This window comes from Modestobacter altitudinis (assembly GCF_005930475.1).
Lineage (GTDB): Bacteria > Actinomycetota > Actinomycetes > Mycobacteriales > Geodermatophilaceae > Modestobacter > Modestobacter altitudinis.
On the sequence record NZ_SJEW01000022.1, the window covers coordinates 18684 to 43680 of the forward strand.

The window sequence follows — 24997 nt, forward strand, 5'->3', positions numbered from 1 at the left end:
TGACCTGCGAGTAGCGGGCCTCGTCACCGGGCCACCGCGGGCGCCGGCTGGGCTGTCGCGGCGTCGGCGGCCATCCGGGCGGAGAGCACGGCCGCATCGGCGCCGACGAAACCGAGCAGCGCCGAGCCGCGGCAGGTCTGCCACGGCAGGCCGAGGAAGTACAGCCCGGGCACGTCGGTCACGCCGCCGTCATGCCGGACCTGCCCGTCGACGACGACCCCGGGAACGTGCAGCCAGGAGTGGTCGGACCGGTAACCGGTCGCCCACACGACCGCATCGACCTCAGCGGACGTGCCGTCGGCGAACCGCGCGGTGCGGCCGGTGAAGCCGGTCAGCCGCGGTCGGAAGCCGATCCCGCATCGACGCAGCCGGGCAGTGCGGGTGCCGATCACCAGGTCGCCGCGTGCGCGCAGCCGGCGCCCGATGCGGCTCCCGGCCGGCACGGTGAAGAACCCAGCACGGCTCAGCCAGGAGAACAGGTCGCGGCCGGCGATCCGCTGAGGAAGCTCCAGCTGCGTCGAGCCGACCGCGACCGTCACCGAGCAGCTGGAAGCCAGCTCGGCCGCGATCTGCAGACCCGAGTTGGCCGCACCCACCACCAGCACCCGGGCACCGGCGGGCAGCTGGCCGGGGTTCCGGTACTCCGCGCTGTGCAGCTGGACGACGTCGGGCGCGACCCCGGCGGCGAGCGCGGGGATCCACGGGACCTGGAACGGCCCGGTGGCGACGACGACCTGCCGCGCCCGCAGCGTGCCGGTCGGCGTCTCCACGACGAACGTGCCGTCGTCGGCCCGGTGCAGCCGCCGGACGGGGGAGTCCAGCCGCGCCGGCGGGGCGAAGTGCCGGGCGTAGCCGGCCAGGTAGTCGGCGACGTCGTCCTTGGTCGGGTGGCTGTCGGCCGGCGCGGGGAACGGCAGCCCGGGCAGCCCGTCGTACTGCGCCGGGCTGAACAGCCGCAGCGAGTCCCAGCGGGTGCGCCACGAGTGCCCGATCTCTGGTGCGGCGTCCAGCAGCAGGAAGTCCGCGTCGCGGCGGGCGAGGTGGTGGCCGAGCGCGAGGCCGGCCTGGCCGGCGCCGATCACGGCCACGTCGAGCACGTCGGTGGGCAGGGTGCTGGTCATCGGAGCTCCTCCATCGCGTCTGGACCGCCCCGACGCTAGGAACGGACCGCCGGCCTCACGCCGGGAGAACCGCCGGGTTCCCTACACCTCCAGCGCCAGCGCGGTGAGCTCGGCGCGGGAGGTGACGCCGAGCTTGCTGAACACGTTGCGGAGGTGGAAGTCGACCGTCCGCGGGGACACGAACAGCCGCGCGGCGACGTCCCGGTTGGACAGCCCCTGCCGGACCAGCGCGGCGACCTGGCGTTCCTGCGCGGTCAGGTCGGTCGCCGTGCTCACGTCGCGGCGGCGCGCGGTCTCCCCGGACGCGCGCAGTTCCTGCGCCGCGCGCTCCGCCCACGAGGCGGCGCCCAGCTCCTCGAACAGCGCCAGCGCCGCCCGCAGGTGGGCGCGGGCGTCGACGCGGCGGCGGGCGCGCCGCAGGTGCTCCCCGTACGCCAGCTCGGTGCGGGCCCGGTCGGGCAGCCGCAGCGAGTCCGCGTGCGCGGCGAGCGCCCGCTGGAAGTGCACCTCGGCGCCGTCGGCGAGCAGGGCACGCCCGTGCTCGACGACCGCGGTCGCCGCCGGCGTGCCCGTTCCCGCGGCGTGTTCGGCCAGCTCGTCCACCCAGGTGCGGGCGAGGTCGGCACGTCCTGCGCGGACGGCGGTCTCGATGCGGTCGACCGCCGCGGCCCGGCGCAGCCCGGGCTCGCTGATCTGCGCCAGGTGGTGCAGCGCGGTCGCCGGCTGCGCGGCGGCGCCCAGCGCCCGGGCCCAGTGGGCGAGGTCGATGACGAGGCCGTCGCTGACCCCGAGCGGGTGCGCCTCCCGGATCGCCGTCACCTCGGCGAGGTGACCGTCGGCGTCCTCCCCGCGCAGCGCGGCCAGCACGGCGAGCAGGGCGTGGGGCAGCGCGCTCAGCCCGGGGTGGCCGGTGGCGGCGGTCAGCGGCAGCGCCTCCTCGGCCGCCGCCGCGGCCTTCGACCAGGCCCCGACGGCGAGCTGCACCTGCGCTCCGCGGGTGAGCGCGTGCTCGACCATGTTCAGCGCACCGGCGGCGCGGGCCGCGGTGAGCTGGTGCTCGTGCAGCCGCAGCGCTCGCTCGTCGTCGCCGAGGAACACCGCGGCGATGGCCAGGTTGGGCTGCAGCACGTGGTCGTCGAGCGGGTCGGCGTCGGTGAGGGCGAAGCCGGCGCGGAAGCACTCCGCCATCGCCGCCCAGTCGCGGGAGGCGGCGGCGATGAACCCACGCCGCAGGGCGGCGGCGGCCCGCACCCGCGGCGGCGCGTCCGGTGCCGGGGGAGCGACCAGCACCGACGGGTCGACGGCGCGGGGGGAGCGGGCACCGAAGGCGACCAGCGACGCGGCGAGCATCGCCAGCTGCTGCGCCATGGCCTCGTCCACCTCGGCGGCGACCTGGACGGCCTGCAGGACGAAGTCGTACCCCTCGTCGAGGGTGCGGGTGTTCCAGGCGATCTGGCCCTGCAGCGTCAGCAGCTGCGCCCGCACCAGCGGGTCGGTCACCGTGGCCCCAGCGGTGGTGGCCAGCGCCGCCGCCTGCGACGGGTGCGCGCCCAGCCAGGCCGAGGACGCGGCCCGGTGCAGCCGCCGGCCGCGGGCCTCGCCGCCGGTCGTCAGCTCCGCGGCGCGGGACCAGGCAGCGGCCGCCGCCTCGTGCCCACCGCGGGCGGCGGCCCGCTCGGCCACGGCGTCGAGCGCGGCGACGACGTCGTCGTCGGGCCGGTCGGCAGCCGCGGCCAGGTGCCAGGCGCGCCGGTCGGGGTCGCCGGCGAGCACCTCGGCCAGCGCCCGGTGCGCGGTGCGGCGCTGCGCGCTGGTCGCCGCGCGGTAGACCGCCGAGCGCACGAGCGGGTGGTACAGCGACACCACGTCGCCGTCGACGCGCAGCAGCCCGGACCGCTCGGCGACGTCGAGGGCGTCGTCGCCGGCGCCGAGGCGTTCGGCGGCGTCCCGGACGACGGTCAGCCGCGCGGTGTCGTCGGTGGCGGCGACGAGCAGGAACCGCTGCGCGGGCTCGTCCAGGCGCCGGTGCCGGTCGAGGAACCCGCGCTCCACCCCGCCGGTCAGCGGGAGGGGGGCCGGCAGCGGCGCCCGCCCGGCCAGCTGCTCCCCGGTGAGCACCCGGGCCAGCTCGACCAGCGCCAGCGGGTTGCCGCCGGTGCCGGCCACGAGCTGGTCGCGCACCCCCGGGTCGATCCCGCCGCCGGCGCGGGCGGCCAGCAGCGTGTCGGCGTCCGCACCGGTGACGCCGCCGAGGACGACGGCCGGCAGGTCGGCTGCGTCGAAGCGGCGTGCGTCGCCGTCGCGGGCGGCGAACAGCAGCGCCACCCGCTCGTCCTGCAGCCGGCGGGCGACGAACAGCAGCGCCGCGGACGAGGCGTCGTCGAGCCAGTGCGCGTCGTCGACGACGACCAGCAGCGGCGCCTCGTCGGCGGCGTCGGCGAGCAGGCTCAGCGTGCCCAGGAAGGCCAGGAACCGCTCGCCCTCACCGGTGGCCTCGCCGAGCGCGGCGCTCAGCGCCGCCCGCTGCGGCGCGGGCAGCCCGTCGAGGCGGGAGCGCAGCGGCCACAGCAGCCGCTGCAGCGCGGCGAAGGCCAGCGGTGACTCGGACTCCACCCCCGAGGTGCGCAGCACCCGCATGCCGGAGGCGGCCGCGACGGCGTCGCTGAGCAGCGTCGACTTGCCGGCCCCGGCCACCCCGCGGACGACCAGCGCCCCGCCCCTGCCCGAGCGTGCGGCGTCCAGCAGGGCGGTGATCGTCGCGCGCTCCCGGTCCCGCAGCACGGCCGGAACGGTACCGGGCGCGGCGGCCGGGTCGGCCGGGCCAGGCCCTGGCGAAAGCACCGGTGTGAGCGAGCGGGACGGCGGCGAGCGTGGCAGTCGACCGCACCGCCCGCTGCTCTCGAGGAGGAGCCATGTCAGCCCACGCCTCCGCTGCCCACCCGCACCTGCACGATCCGGCTCCGGACGAGCCGCGCCGGCCCTGGACGGTCTTCGCCCTGATGATCGCCGCCCAGGTGATGGTCGTCCTGGACGTCTCCGTGGTGAACGTGGCGCTGCCGTCGATCGGCCGCGGCCTGGACCTGTCGGCCGCGGACTACCAGTGGACGATCTCCGCCTACGTGCTGCTCTCCGGCGGGCTGCTGCTGCTCGGCGGACGCATCGCCGACCTGCTGAACCGCCGCGGCGCCTTCCTCGCCGGTGTCGGCCTGTTCACCGCCGCCTCGCTGGCCAGCGCGCTCGCCCAGGGCCCGGAGATGCTGATCGCCGCGCGGGCCGCGCAGGGCGCCGGCGCCGCGCTGCTCACCCCCGCGGCGCTGTCGATCATCATGACGGTCTACGCCGGTCGGCAGCGGCAGACCGCGCTCGCCGTCTGGGGGACCGTCGGCAGCCTCGGCATCGCCGCCGGCGTGCTCTTCGGCGGCGCGCTGACCAGCGCGCTCGGCTGGCGCTCGGTGTTCTTCATCAACCTGCCCATCGGGATCGCCGTCATGGTGGGCAGCTTCCGGACCGTCGACCGCGGCACCGCGCAGGCCGGTGCGCTGCGCCGGCTCGACGTCCCTGGCGCGCTGACCCTGGTGGCCGGGCTGCTGGCGCTCGTGCTGGGCATCGAGGCCACCCGCTCGGCCGGCTGGACCGCGCCCCGCACCTGGATCCCGCTGGCCGCCGCTGCCGTGCTGCTGACGGTGTTCGCCCGGCTGGAGCGCCGCGCCGCCGACCCGCTGGTCCCGCCGGCGACCTGGCGGATCCGGTCGCTGGTCTCGGCCTCCGCGGTGATGGCCGGCATCACCGGCGTCGTCGTCGGTGCGGTCTTCCTCAGCTCGCTGTACCTGCAGACCGTCCTCGGCGCCTCGCCGGTGGTCGCGGGCCTGGCGTTCCTGCCGCTGGCCGGCGCGCTGACGCTCGCGGCCGCCGCCGCGTCGACGGCGATCGGGCACCTCGGTGCTCGCCCGCTCATCCTGGGCGGCCTGGTCGTCCTGGCCGGGGGTGTGCTGCTGCTGGCCGCCTCCGCCGGCGGCACCTCCTACGCCGCCGACGTGCTGCCCGGCTTCCTGCTGGTCGGTGCCGGGGTCGGGCCGGTGTTCGTGGCCGTCGCGGTGGCCGCGATGGGCGACGTCCCCGCCGAGAGCTCCGGGCTGGCGTCCGGGCTGATGATGACCGGCCACGAGATCGGCGCCGCCCTGGGCGTCGCCGGGCTCACCGCCGTCGCCGGGACCTTGACCACCTCGGCCGGGCTCGTCGACGGCTACGGCCGCGCCTTCGCCGTCACCGCCGGCGTCGCGGCCGCGCTGTTCCTGCTGACCCTCGCCGCGGTGCCCGGCGGGAAGCCCGCTCCCGGGACGGCGGCCGGCCACGGGCACGGCGTCCACGGCCACGGCCCCCACGGCCACTGAACGAACCCGGCGGTTCTCCCGGTGAGACGCCCCTGCCCCCACACCGACGCTCGTCCCCACAACGACCGAGGAGTTCCCATGCTCGCCAGCACGCCGCGCACCTTCATCGGCTCGACCACCTTCACCGTCGCCGGCATGACCTGCGAGCACTGCCGGCGTGCGGTGACCGAGGAGATCGGCGCCGTGGCCGGCGTCGCGGCGGTCGCCGTCGACCTGGCCACCGGCACGGTCACCGTCACCGCCACCTGCCCGGTCGACCGCGCGTACATCGCCGCCGCCGTCGACGAGGCCGGCTACGCCCTCGTCCCCTGATCGGGTTCTCTCCTCGGCCCGGCGCCGGCGGGCTCTCCACTGCCCCGGCGATCCCCACACAGACAGGAGCACGATCGTGGACGCATCCGCCAACCTCGCCGGCCGCATGGGCCGGTGGAGCGCTCGACACCGCAGGACCGCCGTCTTCGGCTGGCTCGCCTTCGTCGTCTTGGCGATCGCGCTCGGCAGCCTCCTGCCACGCGGCGAGCTGACCGCCGCGGAGCAGGACGTCGGACCGGTCCGGCAGGCGCAGGAGATCCTCGACGCCCACGGCTGGCAGCGGCCGGCGGAGGAGATGGTCCTGGTCCAGCGCGATGGCAGCACCTCAGCCGACGCCGTCACGGCTGCGATCAGCGACCTGGCCGGCACGCTGCGCCGCACGCCGGACGTCGGGCAGGTGACCAGCCCGCTGGACGGCGCACCACTGACCTCGGCCGACGGCCGCTCGGCGCTGGTGACCTTCGACATCGCCGGTGACCCCGCCGACGCCGAGGCGACGATCGGCCCCATCGCCGATGCTGTCGCTGCCGTGGCCGCACGCCACCCGGACGTCCGGGTCGACGAGTTCGGCGACACCAGCGCGACCGTCGCCCTCGACCGCGCGCTGTCCGAGGACTTCCAGCGGGCCGAGTACCTGGCGATCCCGATCACCCTCGCCGTCCTGCTGCTGACCTTCGGCGCGCTCGTCGCCGCCCTGCTGCCGCTGGTGTTCGCGCTGACCGCGTTCGTCGGGGCGCTGGGGCTGCTCACCTACGTCAGCCAGATCTGGCACGTCGACGGCACCGCCCAGACGGTCATGCTGCTCATCGGCCTGGCCGTCGGGGTGGACTACTCGCTCTTCTACCTCAAACGGGAGCGCGAGGAGCGGGCCCGCGGCGCCGGCGCCGCCGATGCCCTCGACATCGCAGCGGCCACCTCCGGCCGCTCGGTGCTGATCTCCGGCCTGACCGTCGTGGTCGCCATGGCCGGGGTGTTCCTCACCGGCATGCCGGTCTTCACCGGCATCGGCGTGGCCACCATCCTGGTCGTCGCGTGCTCGGTGCTCGGCTCGCTGACCGTGCTGCCGGCGCTGATGAGCTGGCTCGGCGACCGTGTCGAGAAGGGCCGCATCCCGCTGCTGCACCGCCGGACCACAGCCGGCCCCGGCCGGTTCTGGACGGCGGTCCTCGGCGCGGTGCTGCGCAGGCCGCTGGTCGCGGCGGTGGTCGCGGGCGGGGCGCTGGTGGCGCTGGCCGTCCCCGCCTCCGGGCTGCAGCTGCGCGACGAGGGCATCACCGACCTGCCCCAGGACCTGCCGGTCATCCAGACGTACCACCGCATCGCGGAGGCGTTCCCCGGTGGCTCGTCCCCGGCCCGCGTGGTGATCGAGGCCGACGACGTCACCGCCCCGGGGATCCAGGCGGCGATCGGCGAGCTGCGCACCCGTGCCCTCGGGTCCGGCCGGATGAACGAGCCGGTCGACGTGCAGACCAGCCCGGACGGCGAGGTGGCGATCGTCTCGGTGCCGTTGGCCGGCGACGGGGAGGACCGGGCGTCGGTCGACGCGCTGCACGCCCTCGAGGGCATCGTCGACGACACCGTCGGCTCGACCGACGGCGTCACCGCCGTGGTCACCGGCAGCACCGCCGGCTCGGTCGCCTTCCGCGACCAGCTCGCCGAGCGGACCCCGTGGGTGTTCGCGTTCGTGCTGGTGCTCGCCTTCGCACTGCTGCTGGTGTCGTTCCGCTCGATCGTGGTGGCGACGACGGCGATCCTGCTGAACCTGCTGTCGGTGGCGGCCGCCTACGGCACGCTGGTGCTGGTCTTCCAGCACGGGTTCGGCGCCTCACTGATCGGGGTGCAGTCGACCGGCGCGATCGTGAACTGGGTGCCGCTGTTCCTGTTCGTCATCCTGTTCGGGCTGTCGATGGACTACCACGTCTTCATCCTCAGCCGGATCCGCGAGGGCCACGACCGCGGCCTGCCCACCCGCCGGGCCGTCACCGAGGGCATCACCGCCTCGGCCGGGGTCGTCTCCAGCGCCGCGATCATCATGGTGTTCGTCTTCGCCACCTTCGTGACGCTGTCGACGACCAACATGAAGCAGGTCGGGCTGGGGCTCGCGGTGGCGGTGCTGCTCGACGCCACCGTCGTCCGCGCGCTGCTGCTGCCCGCGGTGATGCAGCTGCTCGGTGACCGCAACTGGTACCTGCCGCGTTGGCTGACCTGGCTGCCGGCCGTCCGCCACGAGCCCCCGGCGGCCGCCGGCCCGATCCCGGCACCGCGACCGGCTCCCGACGCCGACGAGGAGCTCACCTCCGTCGGCTGACACCTCCTCCCTGCCCATCCGGCGGTGGCCGCTGCGCGCGCAGCGGCCACCGCCGCTGCACGTCCCGACCCCGGCGACGGACCCGCGCACATCCCGGCGGTTTCCCCGGTGAGATGCCCCGCTGGCGACGCCGACGCTTCCTCCCGACCGCACCACCCACACCTCGTCGAGGAGTTCCCATGCCGACCGGCACCGTTCCTCCCTCTTCCATCGAGTCACCCGCGCAGGCTCCGCACCGCCCGAGCGCCCGGCGGTTCGCCCGGCACTTCGTCGAGATGGTCGTGGCGATGGCCGTCGGCATGGTGGCGCTGCACCCGCTGTGGACCGTCACCCTCGACGCCGTCGGCGCCGGCTGGCTGATGGAGGACCCGTACTCCGGCGCGCTGATCATGGCGACGGACATGACGGTCGCGATGTCCGCGTGGATGAAGGTCCGCGGCCACCGGTGGCGGCCCATCGCGGAGATGGCCGCGGCGATGTACCTGCCCTTCCTGGTGCTGTTCGTGCCGCTGGCCCTCGGGCTGATCGGCGAGGGCGCGCTGATGCTCTGGGGCCACGTCCTGATGCTCCCGGCGATGGCCGCGGCGATGCTGCTGCGCCCGCACGAGTACGCCCACTGCTGACCGCCCAGCCGACCGGTGGTGGGGCCCTTGGTGCTCCCGCCGCCGGTCGCGGACCTGGCGGTCTGCCCGGTCCGAGCCCGGTGGCCGCCCCTGACGATCAGCTCCAGCACCTCGTCCGACCAGGAGATCCCGATGACCACCACCGCACCGACCGCGCCGACGACCACCTGCACCCTGGAGATCGGCGGCATGACCTGCGCCTCCTGCGTCGGCCGGGTGGAGAAGGCACTGCGCCGGGTCGACGGCGTGGCCGCCGCCGAGGTCAACCTCGCCACCGAGGTCGCCACCGTGCACGTCGACCCCGCCCGGGTCGGACCGGCGGAGCTGACCGCCGCGGTGACCCGGGCCGGCTACACCGCCACCCCGCGCCACGAGGAGCTGCCCGCCGTCCCGAAGACAGTCGACGACGGTGGCGAGGACGACGCGGACCTCGCGGCGCTGAAGCGGAGGTGGCAGGTCACCCTCGCCACCGGGCTCGGGCTCATGGTGCTGATGTACGTGCCGCTGCCCCTCGACGCGATGGACTGGCTGATGCCGGCGATCCTGGTCGTCGCCACCGTCGTGCAGTCCTGGGCCGGCCGCGACGTCTACCGCGCCGCCTGGGCCGCCGCCCGGCACCGCTCGACGAACATGAACACCCTCGTCGCGCTCGGCACCGGCGTCGCCTACGCGTACAGCGCCTTCGTCACCCTGTGGCCGGCCGCCGCCGAGCGGTGGGGGCTCCCGCTGCACGTCTACTTCGAGACCTCGCTGGTGGTCCTCGCCCTGGTCCTGGCCGGCCGGTGGCTGGAGGCGAAGGCGAAGAAGCAGACCGCCGCGGCGATCACCGCCCTGGTCGGCCTCGCGCCGAAGACCGCCCGGGTGCTGCGCGACGGCTCCGAGGTCGACGTCCCGGTGGACCGAGTCCTGCTGGGTGACCTGGTGCGGGTGCGGCCCGGCGAGAAGGTGCCGGTCGACGGGGTGGTCACCGACGGCGCGACGGCGGTCGACGAGAGCATGCTGACCGGCGAGAGCCTGCCGGTGGACAAGACGGTCGGCGATCCCGTCATCGGCGCCACCCTCAACCGCACCGGCACCGTCGTCCTGCGCGCCACCGCGGTCGGCGCGGACACCGCGCTGGCCCAGATCGTGCGGCTGGTGGAGGACGCGCAGGGCGCGAAGGTGCCGATGCAGCGGCTGGCCGACCGGGTCTCAGCCTGGTTCGTGCCCCTGGTCCTCGGCCTGGCCGCGGCCACCTTCACCGCCTGGGCGCTGCTCGGCCCGGATCCCGGCCGGCTGACGATGGCGATCGGCACCACCATCGCGGTGCTGATCATCGCCTGCCCGTGCGCGCTGGGGCTGGCCACGCCGACCGCCGTCATGGTGGGCACCGGCCGCGCCGCCGAGCTGGGGATCCTCATCGGCAACGGCGACGCGCTGGAGACCGCGCGCCGGGTGACCGCCGTCGTCCTGGACAAGACGGGCACCATCACCCGCGGCACGCCGGCCCTCACCGGCGTCACCACCCTCGGCGGCTGGGCCGAGGACGACGTGCTGGCCCTGGTCGCCGCCGCGGAGATCGGCAGCGAGCACCCGGTGGGCGAGGCGATCGTCGCCGCGGCCGCCACGCGCTGCCTCGACCTGCCGGCGCTGCGCTCCTTCGACGCCGTGCCCGGTCACGGCATCGACGCCGTCGTCGGCGACGAGCGGGTGCTCGTGGGCAACCGCGCGCTGATGACCGCCCGGGGTGTGGACGTCGCCGAGCTGTCGGGCGCCGCCGAGCGCGGTGCCACGGCCGGGCGGACGCCGATGTTCGTCGCGGTCGGCGGGGTGGCGGTCGCGGTGCTCACCGTCGCCGACACGGTCAGGCCCGAGTCGGCCGAGGCCGTCGCCCAGCTCCGCGCGCTGGGACTGCAGGTGTGGATGCTCACCGGCGACGACGCGGCCACCGCGACCGCGATCGCCGACCAGGTCGGCATCGACTCCGTGCTGGCCGAGGTGCTGCCGGCGGACAAGGCGGCGCAGGTGCGCGCGCTGCAGTCGCAGGGGCACGTCGTGGCGATGGCCGGCGACGGCATCAACGACGCCGCGGCCCTGTCGGCCGCCGACGTCGGGATCGCCATCGGCACCGGCGCCGACGTGGCGATCGCCGCCTCCGACATCACCCTGGTCGGGGGCGACCTGCGCGGCATCGTCGCGGCGGTCGCCCTGTCCCGGCGCACCGTGACGACGATGAGGTCCGGGCTCGCCTGGGCCGGGATCTACAACCTGCTGCTCATCCCGGTCGCCGCCGGTGGGCTGTACTGGTGGCACGGCCTGCTGCTGGACCCGGTGCTGGCCTCGGCAGCGATGGCGATGAGCTCGGTGAGCGTGGTGACCAACGCGCTGCGGCTGCGCCGCTTCCGGCGCCCCGCCACCGCTGCGGAGGTCCTGCACCCGCCGCTTCGGGCTCGGGTGGGGCAGTACGCCTACCTGACCGGGATCGCCGTCGTCGCCCTGGCGCTCGGCGCGGGCCTGACCGCGGTGTCACGGTCGGACGCCGCCGGGCACGGCATGAACGGTCAGCTGGCCTGGGTGCAGGGCACCGGTATGCCGATGCGGCCGGCGATGAGCGTGATGATGACCGCCGAGGTGCCGCCCACCGAGGCCGCCGACGCCGGGGTCGACGTCCGGCTCGACCTGCCGGACGACGTGCAGCCGGGCCGGCCGGCCCGGGTGGAGGTCGCCGTCGTCGACAGCGCGACGGGCAGGCCCGTCGCAGACCTCACCCGCAGTCACGAGGCGTGGATGCACCTCATCGCCACCCGGGAGGACCTCGGCACGTTCGCGCACGTCCACCCGCAGCCCACCGGCCGGCCCGGACGGCTGGCCGTGGACGTCACCTTCCCGACCGCCGGCCGCTACGTCGTCAACACCGAGTTCCGCCGACAGGGGGAGCTGGCCGACGTGCACTCCCGGCAGGTGCTCACCGTCGCCGGCACCGCTCCACAGCCGGTGGTCCTCCCCGCCGGGTCGCGCAGCACCGTCGTCGACGGCGTCCGCGTGCAGCTGGACGGCGACGCGCACTCCGGCGGCAGCAGCGAGCTGCACTACACGCTCACCGACGCCGCCACCGGCCGTCCGGTCGACGACCTGCAGCCCTACCTGGCCGCGGCGGGCCACGTGGTGGTCATGCGCGCCGACGGGGAGACCTTCGCCCACGAGCACGCCGAGGTGCGCGACGGCGCGGGCCGGCCGGTCTTCGCCCTGCCCGGTACGACGTTCGGCCCCGAGCTCGACGTGCACGTCGAGTTCCCCACCGCCGGCGTCTACCGGGTGTGGGCCCAGTTCCGGCTGGCCGACGGCAACGTGATCACCGTGCCGTCCACCGTCGAAGCCCGGTGATCACGCCGGCAGGACGTCGGGGGACAGCTCCGCGGCGGAGGGCAGGTCGGCCACCGGCCGGGGCCGGGCGAACAGGTAGCCCTGCCCGGAGTCGCAGTCCAGCGTCCGGAGCTGCTCGAGCTGGCCGGCGTCCTCGATGCCCTCGGCGACCACCTTCAGGCCGAACGCGTGGGCAGCGTTGATCATCAGCCGCACGAGCTCGGAGCTGCCGCCGTCGGAGGAGTTGAGGAAGCTCTTGTCGATCTTCAAGGTGTCGACGGACAGGTGCTGCAGCTGGCCGATCGACGTGTAGCCGGTCCCGAAGTCGTCGATGCTGATCTCGACGCCCAGCCGGCGCAGCTCCACGAGGCGGTCGGCGATGCTGAGCCGGTCGACCAGCACGGTCTCGGTGATCTCCACGACCAGCGCCGAGGCGGGCAGCCCGGAGCGCGTGAGTGCGGAGACGACGTCGTCGACGACGCCCGGGCTGGCCAGGTGCCGGCCGGAGATGTTGACCGCCACGGTCAGCTCGCCGGCCTCGGGGTCCTCACGCCGCCACCGCGCGAGCTGACCGGTCGCCTCGTCCAGCACCCACCGGTCGAGGTCGCAGATCAGCGTCGACTGCTCGGCGATCGGGATGAAGTCGTCCGGCGGCACCAGTCCGTGCCCGGGCCGGTGCCAGCGGACGAGCGCCTCGTACCCCTGGACCCGGCCGGTGCTCAAGCTGATCACCGGCTGGTAGTGCAGCACGAACTCACCGGCAGTCAGCCCGGCGCGGATGGCGTTCTCGGTGTCCGCCTGCTCGTCCAGCTGGCGGCGTAGCGACTCGTCGAACAGCTCGACGCGGCCGCGGCCGGCGGCCTTCGCCCGGTAGGTGGCGGCGTCGGCGTGGTGCAGCAGTGCGTCGGCGTCCGTGCTCCCGTCGGAGCTGATGGCGGCGCCGATGCTCACCCCGACCGTGACGTCCCGGTCGCCCACCCGGATCGGCGTCGAGACCGCGGTGATCAGCCGCTCGGCGAGCTCGAGCAGCTGGGAGGTGCCCTCCAGCGGCTCGACGAGGATGACGAACTCGTCGCCGGCCAGCCGCCCCACGGTGTCGCCCACGCGCACGACCGACCGCATCCGGCCGGCCACGGCCCGCAGCACCTCGTCGCCGGCCTGGTGCCCGAACGTGTCGTTGACCATCTTGAAACCGTCGAGGTCGAGGGCCAGCAACGCCAGCTCGCTGCCGCTGCGCTGGGCGCGGTGCAGCGCGGCCTCGATCAGCCCGAGCACGTGGGCGCGGTTGGCGAGGCCGGTCAGCGAGTCGTAGGCGGCCTGGTGGGCGAGCTCCTGCTGCAGCTGGTTCCGCTTCCGGCCCGCTGTGACGACCTCCCGGATGGCCAGGTGCATCCGCGCGACCACCAACGAGAACAGCGCAACCGAGGCGACGACGACCGGCCACCCCTGCACGCTCAGGGAGAACGCGAGCTGGACGGCCAGCGCGCCGGGGGCGATGAGCACAGCCAACCCCAGCGCAGCGAGCCGCCGGCGGGTGAACGGCGCCGGTTCACCGGCTGCCGGTGCGGAGAGGCTGCGCATCGACGGGTGCAGCGCCGCCGTTCCCCACAGCACGTAGGAGGCCAGCCACAGCAGGTCGAACACGCCGCTGTCGTAGTCCGCGTACGCGGAGATCGCCGCGTACGCGACGTCGGCCAGCATCAGCATGGCCACCGCGCTCCCGAGCAGCCGGAACGAGGCGCTCCGCGCGCCCGGGACGGTGACCAGGCGGACCAGGAGCGCGAGCAGCAGGATGTCGCCGACCGGGTACGCGACGCCGACCAGCCGGGTGAAGGCAGGGTCGGCCGACTGCACGATCGGCCCGGCGATGACCAGCCAGGACAGCAGCCCCAGGCCGATGGTCACGATGGCGCTGTCGATGAGCCCGGGCAGGTCGAGCTGCCGCTGCCGGGAACGGATGAGCACCAGGACCGCGCCGCCGATGACCGGGTAGGCGGCCAGGTAGCAGGCGTCCGCCGGCGACGGGAAGGGCGACACGTGCAGGACGTCGGCGTACCAGCCGAAGAGGAGGTCACCGGTCACCCAGCTCAGCTGACCGAGCGCCATGAGGTACCAGGCCGCCGGCCGGTCGGGCCGGTGCAGCCGGATGCCCACGAGGATGGTCGCGACGCTGGACAGGCCGACCAGGGCGTACACGACGTCCCGCGGGATGCCCGCCGGGAACAGCAGGTAGACGGCGAGCACCGCCGCACCCACCGATGCCTGGACACGCCACGGCCTGTTCGTCATGTCCGCCCATCGACCGCTCGGCGCACCGCCTTGACCGCCGGGCGGGTGACGGGAGCCGGCTGCGGGCGCGGACCCGGCTGCTGTCAGCGGACGGGCCGCCCGGGTAGCGGAACTCGACGTTCCGCCTGAACGCACCTGACCTGGCCGTTCACGGCCGGTCCACCTGGTGTCCACCAGTCTCGGAGTCGGCTGATCGGGCCGGCGGCAGCTCCCGGGCGACGATCGACACGTCACCCCAAGGGGTGGGCCGCAGCGCCTCGACCGACTCAGCGGCTCGGACGGTGGGGCGCCGCCACGTCGCCTGATGGGGTGAACGAGGTGACTGACAGTCATCTCCCAGGCCGCTGGCGTCTCATGATCAACGGGACGGCGACCGATCCGGGGCGGCCGCGGCGATGGAGGAGGCGATCGGGCAGTGGTGACGTCCGCTGCGCGGTCGCAGGTCCGGGCCGTCCGCAAGCCCCGCCGTGCGCTCACCGTCCTCCGCCGTCTCGGCCGCTTGGTCGCCGCCTTCGTCGTCACGCTCGCCGTCCTGCTGGGGATCGCCTGGGTCGTGACGCCGTCGGTCGACGACGCCCAGCAGCTCGTGTCCGCGGAGCTCGCCGCCAACGGCGGCACCCCGCTGCAGGGCGACGTCCCCGACAACCTCGCCCTCGCGCTCATCGCCACCGAGGACAGCCGGTTCGAGCACCACATCGGCATCGACGCGATCGGCGCGGTCCGCGCCGCCTGGGGTGCGCTCACCGGCGACGACGAGGGCGGCTCCACCCTCGACCAGCAGCTCGCCAAGAACCTCTACGCCGGCGGTCGGCAGGGCTTCGGCGACCGCGTGCAGTCCGTCGTCCTCGCGCTCAAGCTCGACGCCGCCTGGAGCAAGGACCAGCTGCTCCGCATGTACCTCGACGACGGCTACTACGGCCACGGCTTCTACGGCCTGACCGCCGCCACCGAGGGCTACTTCGGCGTCGAGCCCGTCGACCTGACCTGGTCGCAGGCCACCCTGCTCGCCGGTCTCTTCCAGGCACCGTCCGCCTATGACCCGTTCCTGTACCCCGACCTCGCGGCCGACCGGCAGGCGCACGTCCTGGACCGGCTCGTCGCCGTCGGCACCCTGTCGCGCACCGAGGCCGACGAGATCGCCGCCGAGAGCTGGGACCTCACCCCCGCCGCCTGACCCCTCCGGGCGACGAGGGGTCGTGTGGGAGTCGACGCTCCGCTACCAAGAGAAGCGGAACGCAAACGGCCAGTCGGTGGGGGAGAACGTGCGACGCCAGTACGACCAGGAACGCACGCTGCCCTCCTCGCCCACGGGCCGGATCCCGCAGTGGGTCCTCGACGAAGCGACCGGACGGGCCACACCGTCGGAACCGTGGCGGAGCTGGGCGCCGGTCGAGCCCCGGCGGCCTGCCCGCCGGCGCCGCACCTGGACCGGCATCGGCGGAGCGACGCTCGTCGTCGCCATCGTCGGGCTGGGCCTCGTCGGCTCCCACTTCGGGCTGCTGCCCGGAGCCGCCGTCGCCGGCGCGTCCGCTGCGCCGAACATGCCCTCGCCCGGGGGTGACTCGTCCGACGACCCACTCGGCACGCCGCTGACCCCGCCCGCGGGTGGTGGCTCCTACGCCTTCGTGCAGCACCAGGACGACGGCGTCACGCCCGTCGCCTACGACCCGTGCCGGCCGGTGCACTACGTCGTGCGCCCGGACAACGCGCCCGTCGGCGGGGACCAGGTCATCCGCGACGCCGTCTCCCGGATCTCCTCGGTGACCGGACTGCAGTTCGTCGACGACGGCGTCACCGACGAGGACCCGACCGGGCAACGAGATGCTCACCAGCCCGACCGGTACGGCGACCGCTGGGCGCCGGTGCTCCTCAGCTGGGAGACGGTGACCGAGCAGCCCGACTTCGCAGCCGACGTCGCGGGACTCGGCGGCAGCCAGGCACTGTCGGTGGGCGGCCCCGCCGTCTTCGTGACCGGCACCGTGGAACTCGACGCGGCCTACTTCGCCGACCTCATGACCTGGGCCGACGGCGCACCCATCGCCCGGGCGATCGTGCTGCACGAGCTCGGGCACGTCGTCGGGCTGGACCACGTGAACGACCCGTGGCAGCTCATGAACGCGCGGGGGTCGGCCGACGTCGTGGACTTCGGCGGCGGTGACCTCGCCGGCCTGGCGCAGTTGGGCGCGGGCAGCTGCGAACCCCGGCTGTGACCGGGCAGCCGTCGGGCTGGTCCGGGGTCCGGATCGCGAACCTCTCGCTGGGCGCGGTGCTCGTCATGCTCCTCTCGATGGCTGCCGGGAACCTGTACGTCGACGGCGAGGCGCTCCCGGCCGACAGCTGGTCGCTCAACGGTCCGACCGACGCCATCCTCGGCTTCCCACGACCGGGCCTGGAGGAGTCCGCCACACCGCTGGGCACGCCGCTGGCCGCGCCCGACGGCGGGGGACCGCACGAGTTCAACCAGGTCCAGGACGACGGCGTCACCCCGGTGGCCTACGACCCGTGCCGGCCGATCCACTACGTGGTCCGGCCCGACCACGAGCCGGCCGGCGGCCGGGCGCTGGTCCACGCCGCCATCGCGGAGGTCAGCGCGATCACCGGGCTGCAGTTCGTCTACGACGGCGACACCACCGAGTCACCGTCCAACGACCGGTCGAGCCACCAACCCGACCGCTACGGCGACCGCTGGGCACCGGTGCTGATCAGCTGGGCCACCGGCGCGGAGGTGCCCGACTTCGCCGGCGGCATCATCGGTCTGGCCGGCAGTCGCGCGTTCTCCACGTCCACCGGAGCGGGCGTCTACGTCACCGGCGCCGTCGAGCTGGACGCCGACTGGTTCTCCGCCGCCCTCGCCGACACCGGTGAGCGGGGGGTGGCCCGCGGGGTCGTCCTGCACGAGCTCGGTCACCTGGTCGGCCTCGCCCACGTCGACGACCGGTCGCAGGTGATGTCCGAGACCGGCGCCGAGGTGCCCGACTTCGCCGACGGCGACCTCGCCGGGCTGACGCAGCTCGGCGCCGGGGAGTGCGCGCCGGACCTGTGAGAGCAGGCGCGCCCAGTCGTCGCCGAGCTGCGCGCCGTACCGGTGCCCATGACCCGGCGGCTGCGCCAGCGAGCCGGCCATCGCCCCGGTCACCTGCCAGAACGTCACCGCCGGCAGCCACGGCAGCCCGCCGTGCGGGCGGACCATCAGGTCGGGCCGCCACTGCACCACCGGGTCGTCGTCGTTGCGCACGTCGGTGCACCCGGGCACGTCCGGCTCGCCCGCCGACCCGGGCCGGCCGGCGAGCAGGCACCCGTCGACCCGACCCCCATCGCGCACCGCGGTCGCTGCGGCGGTCGCGCCGAGGCTCTCGCCGAACAGCAGCAGCCGCGGTCGCTGACCCGTCGGCAGAGCGTCGATCTCCGCCCGCACCGCGGCCAGCAACGTCGTCGCCGACCGGGTCGCCCGCTCGGTGCCACGCAGGTACTCGACCCAGCTCGGCTGCCTGCCGTACTGCACGCTCACCGTCGCCACGTCATCCCCGGTCAGGTGCTCCAGCGACCGGACGGCGCCCTCGTCCAGCCACCCCGACCCGGTGGGGACGGCGACCAGCACCGCCGATCGGGACAGCCCACCGGCCTGCGCCAGCGCCGCCGCCGCGAGCCGGGCCCGGCCGGCGTCCGAGGCCGAAGCGGCCAGCGGCACGCGCACCCGGAGGGGACCGGTCGAGGTCACCTGCACCGCCGACGGGTCGTCCGGGGCGGGCGGCGCCGCCGGGCTGACCGCGGCCGACAGCACCAGCGTGAGCACGACGGCCGGGACGAGCGCTCCCGGACCCCGACGCAGCGCCCGCGCCAGCCGCCGGACGAGACAGACCGACCGCAGCGTGCTCCATACGGTCAGCCCGGCCAGGCCGCCGGCGAGCAGCCGCACCCAGGGCGCCGGTTCCAGCAGCCATGGGCCGAGCATGGTGGTGAGGGCGGTGGCGCACGCCGGGACCATCGCGGCCGGATGCCGGGTCCTCACGGTCGCACCCCGGTGACGACGTCCGCGATCGCCGTCAGCGACGCCGACCCGGCGCGGAAGTACCCGTCGTGCGCTGTCACGTCCGCCACGTCCAGCGGTCGCGCGCCGAAGCTCGCCGCCGCCGGGTCCGCGCCGTGCCCCAGGTCGCCCAGCTGCAGGTGCGGCACCCGGCCGATCCAGTCCCCGGGCCCGCTCCCGGCCCACACCCGGGCGGAGGTGTGCAGCGCGGTGACGTCCGGTGCCCGGGCACCGGGGCTCGCCAGCAGGACCAGGTCGTCGGCGGCCAGCTGTGGCGCCGCCAGCGCGACCACGACCGCGCCGTAGCTGTGGCCCAGGACGGTCAGGTGCGGGACCCCGCCTGGCCGGTCGCGCAGCGCGGTCACCTCCTCGACCAGAGCCGGGACGGCGGCCCGCGCCAGCCGGCCGGTCGCGGCGTCCCGACCGAGCCCCTGCGGTGTCGGGTAGCCGACCCACAGCACGACGGCGGTGTCCGGACCGGCCGCCGCCGACAGCGCCCGCGCCCAGCCCATCGGCCGCCGGTCCGGGACGACCGGGTCGTCCAGCGTGGTCAGGTCGATGTCCGCGCCGGGCACCAGCAGCACGACGTCCGCGGCGGTGGCCGGGTCGCCGAGTGCGACGACCGCGCGGCCCGGGCCGGTCGGGTCGCAGCCGAGGATCCGCACCGACAGGTCGCCGGCGAGCCGGGCGGTCAACGACCCGGCGCACGACGGGTCGAGCCGGACCGGGACCACGGCCGCGGCCCCGGCCGGCTGGGCGACGAGGAGCACTCCTTGCACCAGCGTGGACAGGCCGATCAGCAGGGTGACGAAGCGGAGGCGCATGCCGGTCGATGGTGGGCACGGCGACCCCTGCGGGCGTCACGCCGAGGAGCCGGATCGGCGCGCTACGGCGGGGGCAGTGGGGCCGGCGGTGCTACCCCCGTAGGGGGTCGGGATGCCCTCGCAGAGTGACGTCGGGGGCGGTCGGCGTCACTACGCTCGGTCGGCATGACGATCTCGCTCCCTGCGCCCCGGCGCGGGCTCTCGAGGCTCGCCGGGGAGGCGATCTCCGCGGCGACCCGCCCGGCGGACCCGCGCTGGGCCGAGCCCTGGGGGCGGGTCCGCTGGGCCCCGGTCGCCGTCCGGGTCGTGCTCGGGCTCTACGGCACCATCGTCTCGATCGCCCTGGCCGGCGCGCTGTTCAACGGCCGCAACGGCCTCGCCGGCGGGCTCGCGTTCCTGTGCCTGCTGCCGCTGGTCGCCGCCCTGGTGGTCGCCGTCGCCCGGCCGCTCCACGGCTGGCTCGCGGTCACCGGCTGGCTGCTGCTGCTCAAGGTCGTGCTCCCAGCGCCCGCCGGTTCGATCCCGGTGTTCGAGATGTGGAGCTGGTTCTACTGGTTGCCCGTCCTGCTGCTGGCCGCGTGGGCCGCGCGCGGTCGGGAGCGGCTGGGCGTCGTCCTGGTGACCTACCTGGCGTTCCTGCCGGCGTGGGCGATCGACATGGGGCGGATCGACACGGCTGCGGTGGTCCCGGTCCTGCTGCTCACCGCCGTCCCGTTGGTGGTGGGCAGCGCGCTGGCCTCGCAACAGCGGGCCGAGGTCGCGCTGCACGACGAGCAGGAGCGTGCTGCGCAGGCCCTGTCCCGGCAGGGCGCGCTGGCCGAACGGGCCCGCATCGCCCGGGAGATGCACGACGTGGTCGCCCACCACATGTCGATGATCGCGGTGCGCTGCGAGACCGCGCCCTACCGGATCGAGGAGGTGCCGGCGCCGGTGCGCACCGAGTTCGCCGAGGTGGCCGCCGCCGCACGCCAGTCGCTCGCCGAGATGCAGAGCCTGCTCGGGGTGCTGCGCTCCGACGACGGCGCCGAGCGCGCTCCGCAGCCCGGGCTGGCCGACGTCGAGGCGCTGCTCCGCGCGGCGCGCGCCGCCGGCGCCGAGCTGATGTGGGAGCTGCACCTGCCCGAGGCGCCTCCGGCCTTCGGCCTGACCGCCTACCGGATCGTGCAGCAGGGCCTGGCCAACGCGGCCCAGCACGCGCCCGGGGCGCAGGTCCGCGTCCGCGTCGCCGGCGAGGACGACGTGCTCCGGATCGAGATCGTCAACGGCCCCGGGACGACGATGCCCAGCGGACCGGGCGGCGGTCACGGGCTGCCCGGCATGCGGGAACGGGCCGCCGTGCACGGCGGAACGGTCGAGGCCGGCGCGCTGCCCGGGGGCGGGTTCCGTCTGGTCGCCGCGCTGCCGCTCACGGTCGGGGTGCCCGCGTGATCGGCGTGCTGGTGGTCGACGACCAGTCGATGGTCCGCGAGGGGTTCGCCGCGCTCCTCGCCGCGCAGGAGGACATCGAGGTGCTCGGCACCGCGGCCGACGGGCAGGCCGCGGTGGACGTCGCGCGCTCCCTGGCGGCCCGCGGCCGACCCGCCGACGTCGTCCTGATGGACGTGCGCATGCCGCGGATGGACGGCATCGCGGCCACCGAGCGGCTGCTGGCGGAGCCGCCGGCGCCCCGGGTGCTGGTGCTGACCACCTTCGACCTCGACGACCACATCTACGCGGCCCTCCGCGTCGGCGCGAGCGGGTTCCTGCTCAAGCACGCGCCGGCCGCGGAGCTGCTCAACGCCGTCCGGGTGATCGCCGCGGGCGAGGCGCTGCTCGCCCCCGAGGTGACCCAGCGGTTGATCGCGCACTACCTCGCCACCGGGCCGACGCCGGCCGCCGACGGTGACCGGCCGGCCGTGCTCGCCGCGCTCACCCCGCGGGAGACCGAGGTGCTCCGGCTGGTCGGCCGCGGGTTGAGCAACCGGGAGATTGCCGAACGGCTGTTCGTCGTCGAGCAGACCGCCAAGACGCACGTCAGCCGCGTGTTCGGCAAGCTGGCGCTGCGCGACCGCGCGCAGGCGGTGGTGCTGGCCTACGAGACCGGGCTGGTGACCCCGGGGCGCTGATCCCGATCCGCCTGTCGGTGGCCGGACCTGCCGGCACAGGGAGCTGTGGCACCGTGGGGGCAGCCGGCGAGCCGCACGACGCCCCGGCCACACCCAGACCCCCGCACCCAGAAGAGGCATGTCCCGATGAGCAGCGACGGCACCACTCCCACCGACCCGCAGACGTTCAGCCCCCAGCCCGCCGGCGCCACGACCGTCGAGCCGGGCACCCCGGCCCCGTCGGTCAGCGAGGGCACCCTCGGCGGCGTCGAGGAGACCGGCCAGGAGCCCGGCTGGGTCTCCCGGCACACCGCCACGCTGATCGCGCTGATGGTCGCCGTCATCGTCGCGGCCGTCGCGATCGCCGGCGTGATGCTCTACAAGGACCGGATCGACGACCGGAACTCCGACACCGAGGACGCCGTCGCCCGGAACGTCGCCAGCCAGGGCGCCGCGGTGGAGACCGTCGAGTGCGACGGCGACACCTGCGCCGCGGTCATCAACGGGCAGGCCTACACCGTGCTCGTGCAGGAGGACGCGAAGGGCGAGCGGCATTTCGGCGTCTCCGCGTACGCCGGCAACTGAGCCGACAAGTGGATAGACCTATCCAGTAGGCGTACGGTCGGGGCGACGAAGCGGACAGCCTGATCCGCTTCGCCTCCAGCGAGGAGATCCCGATGACCACCGTCCTGCTCGCCGGTGCCAGCGGTGACCTGGGCGCGCGTACCGCGCGCGCCCTGGTCGCCCAGGGTGCCGACGTCCGTGCCCTCACCCGTTCCGGCGCCGGCCCGGAGAAGCACCGCAAGCTGCGCGACCTCGGCGCCACCGTGGCGGAGGCCGACTACGACGACGCCGCCGCGCTCCGGCAGGCCGCCGAGGGCGCGGACGTGGTCGTCTCGACCATCAGCGGCGTGCGGTCGGTCATCGTCGACGCGCAGACCCGGCTGCTGGACGCCGCCGTCGCCGCCGGCGTCCCGCGGTTCATCCCGTCGGACTACGCGGCCGACTACCGCCGCGTCGCCCCGGGGTCCAATCGGAACTTCGAGATGCGCCGGGACTTCGCCCGGGTGCTCGACCGCGCCCCGATCAGGGCGACGTCGGTGCTGAACGGCGCCTTCGCCGACATGCTGACCGGGCAGGCGCCGCTGGTGCTCTTCGACCGGGACCGGGTCCTCTACTGGCACGACGCCGACCAGCTGCTCGACTTCACCACCAAGGACGACACCGCGGCCTTCACCGCCGACGCCGCACTCGACCCGGAGGCGCCGCGCTACCTCGAGATCGCCGGCAGCGAGGTGTCCGCGCGCGACCTGGCGCGGACGATGAGCGAGCTCACCGGGCGCACCTTCCGCCCGACCTACGCCGGCGGCCTGGGCCTGCTCAGCGGCGCGGCCAAGGTGGGCCGGGCGGTGTCACGGGACGACGACGCCCCGTTCCCGGCCTGGCAGGGCATGCAGTACCTGCACAGCATGTTCAGCGGCATCGGCAAGCTGGGCCCGCTGGACAACGACCGCTACGGCCCGCGGCACTGGACGCCGGTCCGCGACGTGCTCGCCGCCCACGAAGCGGCTCCCGATGCGGGTCCAGAGGCGGCTGCGCAGGCGGCATGATAAGCCCGGTGACGCCCGAGGGGACGACGGGGCGGTTGCGGCGGGACGCCGAGCGCAACCGCGACCGGATCCTGGCGGCGGCCCGCCGGTTGTTCGCCGAGACCGGTCAGGCGGTCACCCACAACGAGGTCGCCCGCGCCGCCGACGTGGGTGTCGGCACGGTGTACCGACGTTTCCCCGAGCGCGCCGACCTGATGCTGGCGCTGTTCGAGGACCAGCTGGAGCAGGTCGGCGCTCTCGCCGAGGCGGCGCTGGCCGAGCCCGACCCGTGGTCGGCGCTGCGGGACTTCTTCGTCCAGGTGGTCGACCTGCAGGCCGCCGACCGCGGGTTGCGCGAGTTCATGCTGGGCCCGGACGGGCGAGCTCGGGCGGGCGAGGCGACCGAGCGCATCGCACCGGTGGTCGGTGAGCTGCTGCGCCGCGCCCAGGAACGGGGGCAGGTCCGTCCCGAGGTCACCACCACCGACCTCGCGCTGATCCCGGTCATGGTCGCCGCGGTCACCGAGCGGGCCCGCGACGTCGCGCCCGGGGTGTGGCGCCGGGTGCTCGGCCTGGCGCTGGACGGCCTCCGCCCGACCGGGGAGCCGCTGCCCGGCCGACCGCTCGCGCCGGCCGAGTTCGACCGGGTGATCAGCACGCCGCGCCGTCCCGCCTGACCGGCGGGTGAACTCTTCGGGCACGCGGACCGCGACGCTCGGGACGATCTGAAGGTCGTCGGTCGCCAGATCCCTCGTGGGTCATCCGGGCGGGTGATGGAAGCGCGGCACGCTGGTAGCGGAACTGGAACGCCCCATAGCCTGGCCGAACTCTGCACGGCTGTGCAGACCAACGGGGGGACGTCGAATCGTGAGCGGGCTACTGGCCCTTGCCGGTGCACACAAGGCTGCGACAGCGGTGTTGGCGGCGACGGTCATCGTGGGTGGTGGTGTCATCCATGCCGCGGCAGGCGACACCACCACAGCCACGGTGACCAAGGTCGTCGATGGGGACACCATCGACGTCGATTACGACGGCAAGACCCATCGCGTCCGTTTGCTCAACGTGAACGCCCCGGAATCGGTCGACCCGAACAGATCGGTCGAGTGCATGGGGCCGGAAGCGTCGGAGTTCCTCGCCAGCCAACTCCCAGTGGGCACAGACGTGCGCCTCGAGTGGGACGAGGAGAAGTACGACAGGTACGGGCGCGAGCTTGCCGCTGTCTTCCTCGGTGAGAAGTTCATCGACGCAGAGATCGCGAGAGCCGGCTTCGGCGTCGCCATGGCCGTGGAACCGAACACCAAGTACCTGAGCCGGGTGCAGAGTGCTCAGGTGGAGGCGGAGATCGCTGGCCGTGGCCTCCACTCGACTTCGCTGGAGTGCACAGTTCCTGGCCAAGTCAGTGCGCTGGAGTCCGCCGCCACCTCCGTGCTCGACCGAGCGCCGGCCAGCAAGGCGCAGCTGGCGGACTACGACTCCTACGCTGGTGAACTCGCTGCAGTGATCATCACCGGCAAGGCCCTCGCGAGTGTCCTGTCGGGCAAGACCGACGTCTTGCCGCTGGCCGCTCACAGCACGGGTCAGATCATGATCCTGCAGGCCCGGGTGAACTCCAGCTTGTCGCGCCTCACCGCTGCGGAATCGAGCAACCGCACCGCACGCGCCTCCGAGCAGGGAAGGCTGGCCGAGGCTGCCCGGAAGGCGGCTGAGGACGCGGCACGAAGAGCAGCCGAGGAGGCCGCCAAGCAGGCCGCGGCAGAGGCCGCTCAGAAGGCGGCGGACGAAGCCGCCGCTGAGGCGGCCCGACAGGCAGCGGCTCGAGCAGCGGCGCGCCAGTCCTCCAGTCCCGAGCGACCGTCGTCGGGCTCGTCGAGCGCTTCCCGGACGACTGCCCCCACCTCGTCGAACGACGACTCCGAGTCGGGCTCGTCAGGTGGGTCAGGCACGTACACCGGCTGCCGCAGCTACGCGCCGGGCGGCAAAACCTGGACGCCGATCGACTGCTAGGTCGGTGAGCCGGTGGCTGGAGGCGCGACCCCAGATCCCCGGAAAACGGACGGAAGCGTGTCACCGTCTGCGGGCCGAGGACA

Annotated in this window: 18 protein-coding genes and 1 pseudogene; 14 read left to right on the forward strand and 5 right to left on the reverse strand. The window is 74.8% G+C overall.

The genetic code is table 11. From position 1 onward, the window contains the following. Window positions 1-23: 23 nt before the first annotated feature. Together FHL79_RS10450 and FHL79_RS10455 are read right to left on the reverse strand one after the other, a co-directional pair. Window positions 24-1121, reverse strand: a complete 1098-nt coding sequence (locus FHL79_RS10450) for a flavin-containing monooxygenase (RefSeq protein ID WP_138758542.1) — start codon at window positions 1119-1121, stop codon at window positions 24-26. A gap of 81 nt (window positions 1122-1202) precedes the next feature. Continuing rightward, window positions 1203-3902 carry a helix-turn-helix transcriptional regulator gene (locus FHL79_RS10455; RefSeq protein WP_138758543.1) on the reverse strand — a complete coding sequence of 900 codons (2700 nt, stop codon included), beginning with the start codon at window positions 3900-3902 and terminating at the stop codon, window positions 1203-1205. A gap of 131 nt (window positions 3903-4033) precedes the next feature. On the opposite strand from FHL79_RS10455, the gene FHL79_RS10460 reads away from it, so the two are divergent. The 5 genes from FHL79_RS10460 (at window position 4034) to FHL79_RS10480 (ending at window position 12118) form a co-directional block, all read left to right on the forward strand. Next, the gene (locus tag FHL79_RS10460; RefSeq protein ID WP_138758544.1) at window positions 4034-5512 is read left to right on the forward strand and encodes an MFS transporter; all 1479 of its coding nucleotides are present in this window, start codon (window positions 4034-4036) and stop codon (window positions 5510-5512) included. Between the two features lie 78 nt (window positions 5513-5590). Beyond that, a complete protein-coding gene (locus FHL79_RS10465) occupies window positions 5591-5824 on the forward strand; it encodes a cation transporter (protein WP_138758545.1) in 234 nt (77 codons plus the stop codon). Between the two features lie 76 nt (window positions 5825-5900). Further along, window positions 5901-8132 (forward strand): MMPL family transporter, encoded by a 2232-nt coding sequence (locus FHL79_RS10470; RefSeq protein ID WP_246080605.1) that lies wholly within the window; start codon window positions 5901-5903, stop codon window positions 8130-8132. 179 nt (window positions 8133-8311) lie between these two features. Then, window positions 8312-8755: a hypothetical protein gene (locus FHL79_RS10475; protein ID WP_138758546.1), complete on the forward strand. Its 444-nt coding sequence runs from the start codon at window positions 8312-8314 to the stop codon at window positions 8753-8755. Window positions 8756-8887: 132 nt separating this feature from the next. After that, on the forward strand, window positions 8888-12118 hold the full coding sequence (locus FHL79_RS10480; protein ID WP_138758547.1) for a heavy metal translocating P-type ATPase: 3231 nt from the start codon (window positions 8888-8890) through the stop codon (window positions 12116-12118). Here FHL79_RS10480 and FHL79_RS10485 read toward each other — a convergent pair whose 3' ends face one another. Continuing rightward, entirely contained in the window at window positions 12119-14386 is a 2268-nt protein-coding gene (locus FHL79_RS10485; protein WP_171058108.1) for a putative bifunctional diguanylate cyclase/phosphodiesterase, read from the reverse strand. A 418-nt stretch (window positions 14387-14804) separates the two neighbouring features. Here FHL79_RS10485 and FHL79_RS10490 point away from each other — a divergent pair, with 418 nt between their 5' ends. From FHL79_RS10490 to FHL79_RS25775, 3 genes are read left to right on the forward strand one after another with little or no spacing between them, the layout of a single operon-like run. After that, window positions 14805-15560 carry a biosynthetic peptidoglycan transglycosylase gene (locus FHL79_RS10490; RefSeq protein ID WP_171058109.1) on the forward strand — a complete coding sequence of 252 codons (756 nt, stop codon included), beginning with the start codon at window positions 14805-14807 and terminating at the stop codon, window positions 15558-15560. 22 nt (window positions 15561-15582) lie between these two features. Continuing rightward, window positions 15583-16596, forward strand: a complete 1014-nt coding sequence (locus FHL79_RS10495) for a zinc metalloprotease (protein WP_246080607.1) — start codon at window positions 15583-15585, stop codon at window positions 16594-16596. Next, on the forward strand, window positions 16593-17429 hold the full coding sequence (locus FHL79_RS25775; protein ID WP_138758550.1) for a matrixin family metalloprotease: 837 nt from the start codon (window positions 16593-16595) through the stop codon (window positions 17427-17429). The genes FHL79_RS10495 and FHL79_RS25775 overlap by 4 nt, the downstream gene beginning before the upstream one ends. A 9-nt stretch (window positions 17430-17438) precedes the next feature. Here FHL79_RS25775 and FHL79_RS26490 read toward each other — a convergent pair. Together FHL79_RS26490 and FHL79_RS10510 are read right to left on the reverse strand one after the other, a co-directional pair. Continuing rightward, a pseudogene (locus tag FHL79_RS26490) lies at window positions 17439-18371 on the reverse strand (alpha/beta-hydrolase family protein); the annotation flags it as partial. Between the two features lie 20 nt (window positions 18372-18391). After that, window positions 18392-19237, reverse strand: a complete 846-nt coding sequence (locus tag FHL79_RS10510; RefSeq protein ID WP_138758552.1) for an alpha/beta hydrolase — start codon at window positions 19235-19237, stop codon at window positions 18392-18394. A 165-nt stretch (window positions 19238-19402) separates the two neighbouring features. On the opposite strand from FHL79_RS10510, the gene FHL79_RS10515 reads away from it, so the two are divergent. The 6 genes from FHL79_RS10515 to FHL79_RS10540 all read left to right on the forward strand — a co-directional run bounded on the left by FHL79_RS10515 (window position 19403) and on the right by FHL79_RS10540 (window position 24914). Then, on the forward strand, window positions 19403-20665 hold the full coding sequence (locus tag FHL79_RS10515) for a sensor histidine kinase (protein WP_138758553.1): 1263 nt from the start codon (window positions 19403-19405) through the stop codon (window positions 20663-20665). Beyond that, window positions 20662-21342 (forward strand): response regulator transcription factor, encoded by a 681-nt coding sequence (locus FHL79_RS10520; protein ID WP_138758554.1) that lies wholly within the window; start codon window positions 20662-20664, stop codon window positions 21340-21342. Before FHL79_RS10515 ends, FHL79_RS10520 begins: the two co-directional genes overlap by 4 nt. 126 nt (window positions 21343-21468) lie before the next feature. Further along, window positions 21469-21906 carry a hypothetical protein gene (locus tag FHL79_RS10525; RefSeq protein ID WP_138758555.1) on the forward strand — a complete coding sequence of 146 codons (438 nt, stop codon included), beginning with the start codon at window positions 21469-21471 and terminating at the stop codon, window positions 21904-21906. 92 nt (window positions 21907-21998) lie between these two features. Beyond that, window positions 21999-22931: an NmrA family NAD(P)-binding protein gene (locus FHL79_RS10530; RefSeq protein ID WP_138758556.1), complete on the forward strand. Its 933-nt coding sequence runs from the start codon at window positions 21999-22001 to the stop codon at window positions 22929-22931. Next, entirely contained in the window at window positions 22928-23587 is a 660-nt protein-coding gene (locus tag FHL79_RS10535; RefSeq protein ID WP_138758557.1) for a TetR/AcrR family transcriptional regulator, read from the forward strand. Before FHL79_RS10530 ends, FHL79_RS10535 begins: the two co-directional genes overlap by 4 nt. Before the next feature lie 190 nt (window positions 23588-23777). Further along, window positions 23778-24914 (forward strand): thermonuclease family protein, encoded by a 1137-nt coding sequence (locus FHL79_RS10540; RefSeq protein WP_171058110.1) that lies wholly within the window; start codon window positions 23778-23780, stop codon window positions 24912-24914. Window positions 24915-24997: the final 83 nt, after the last annotated feature.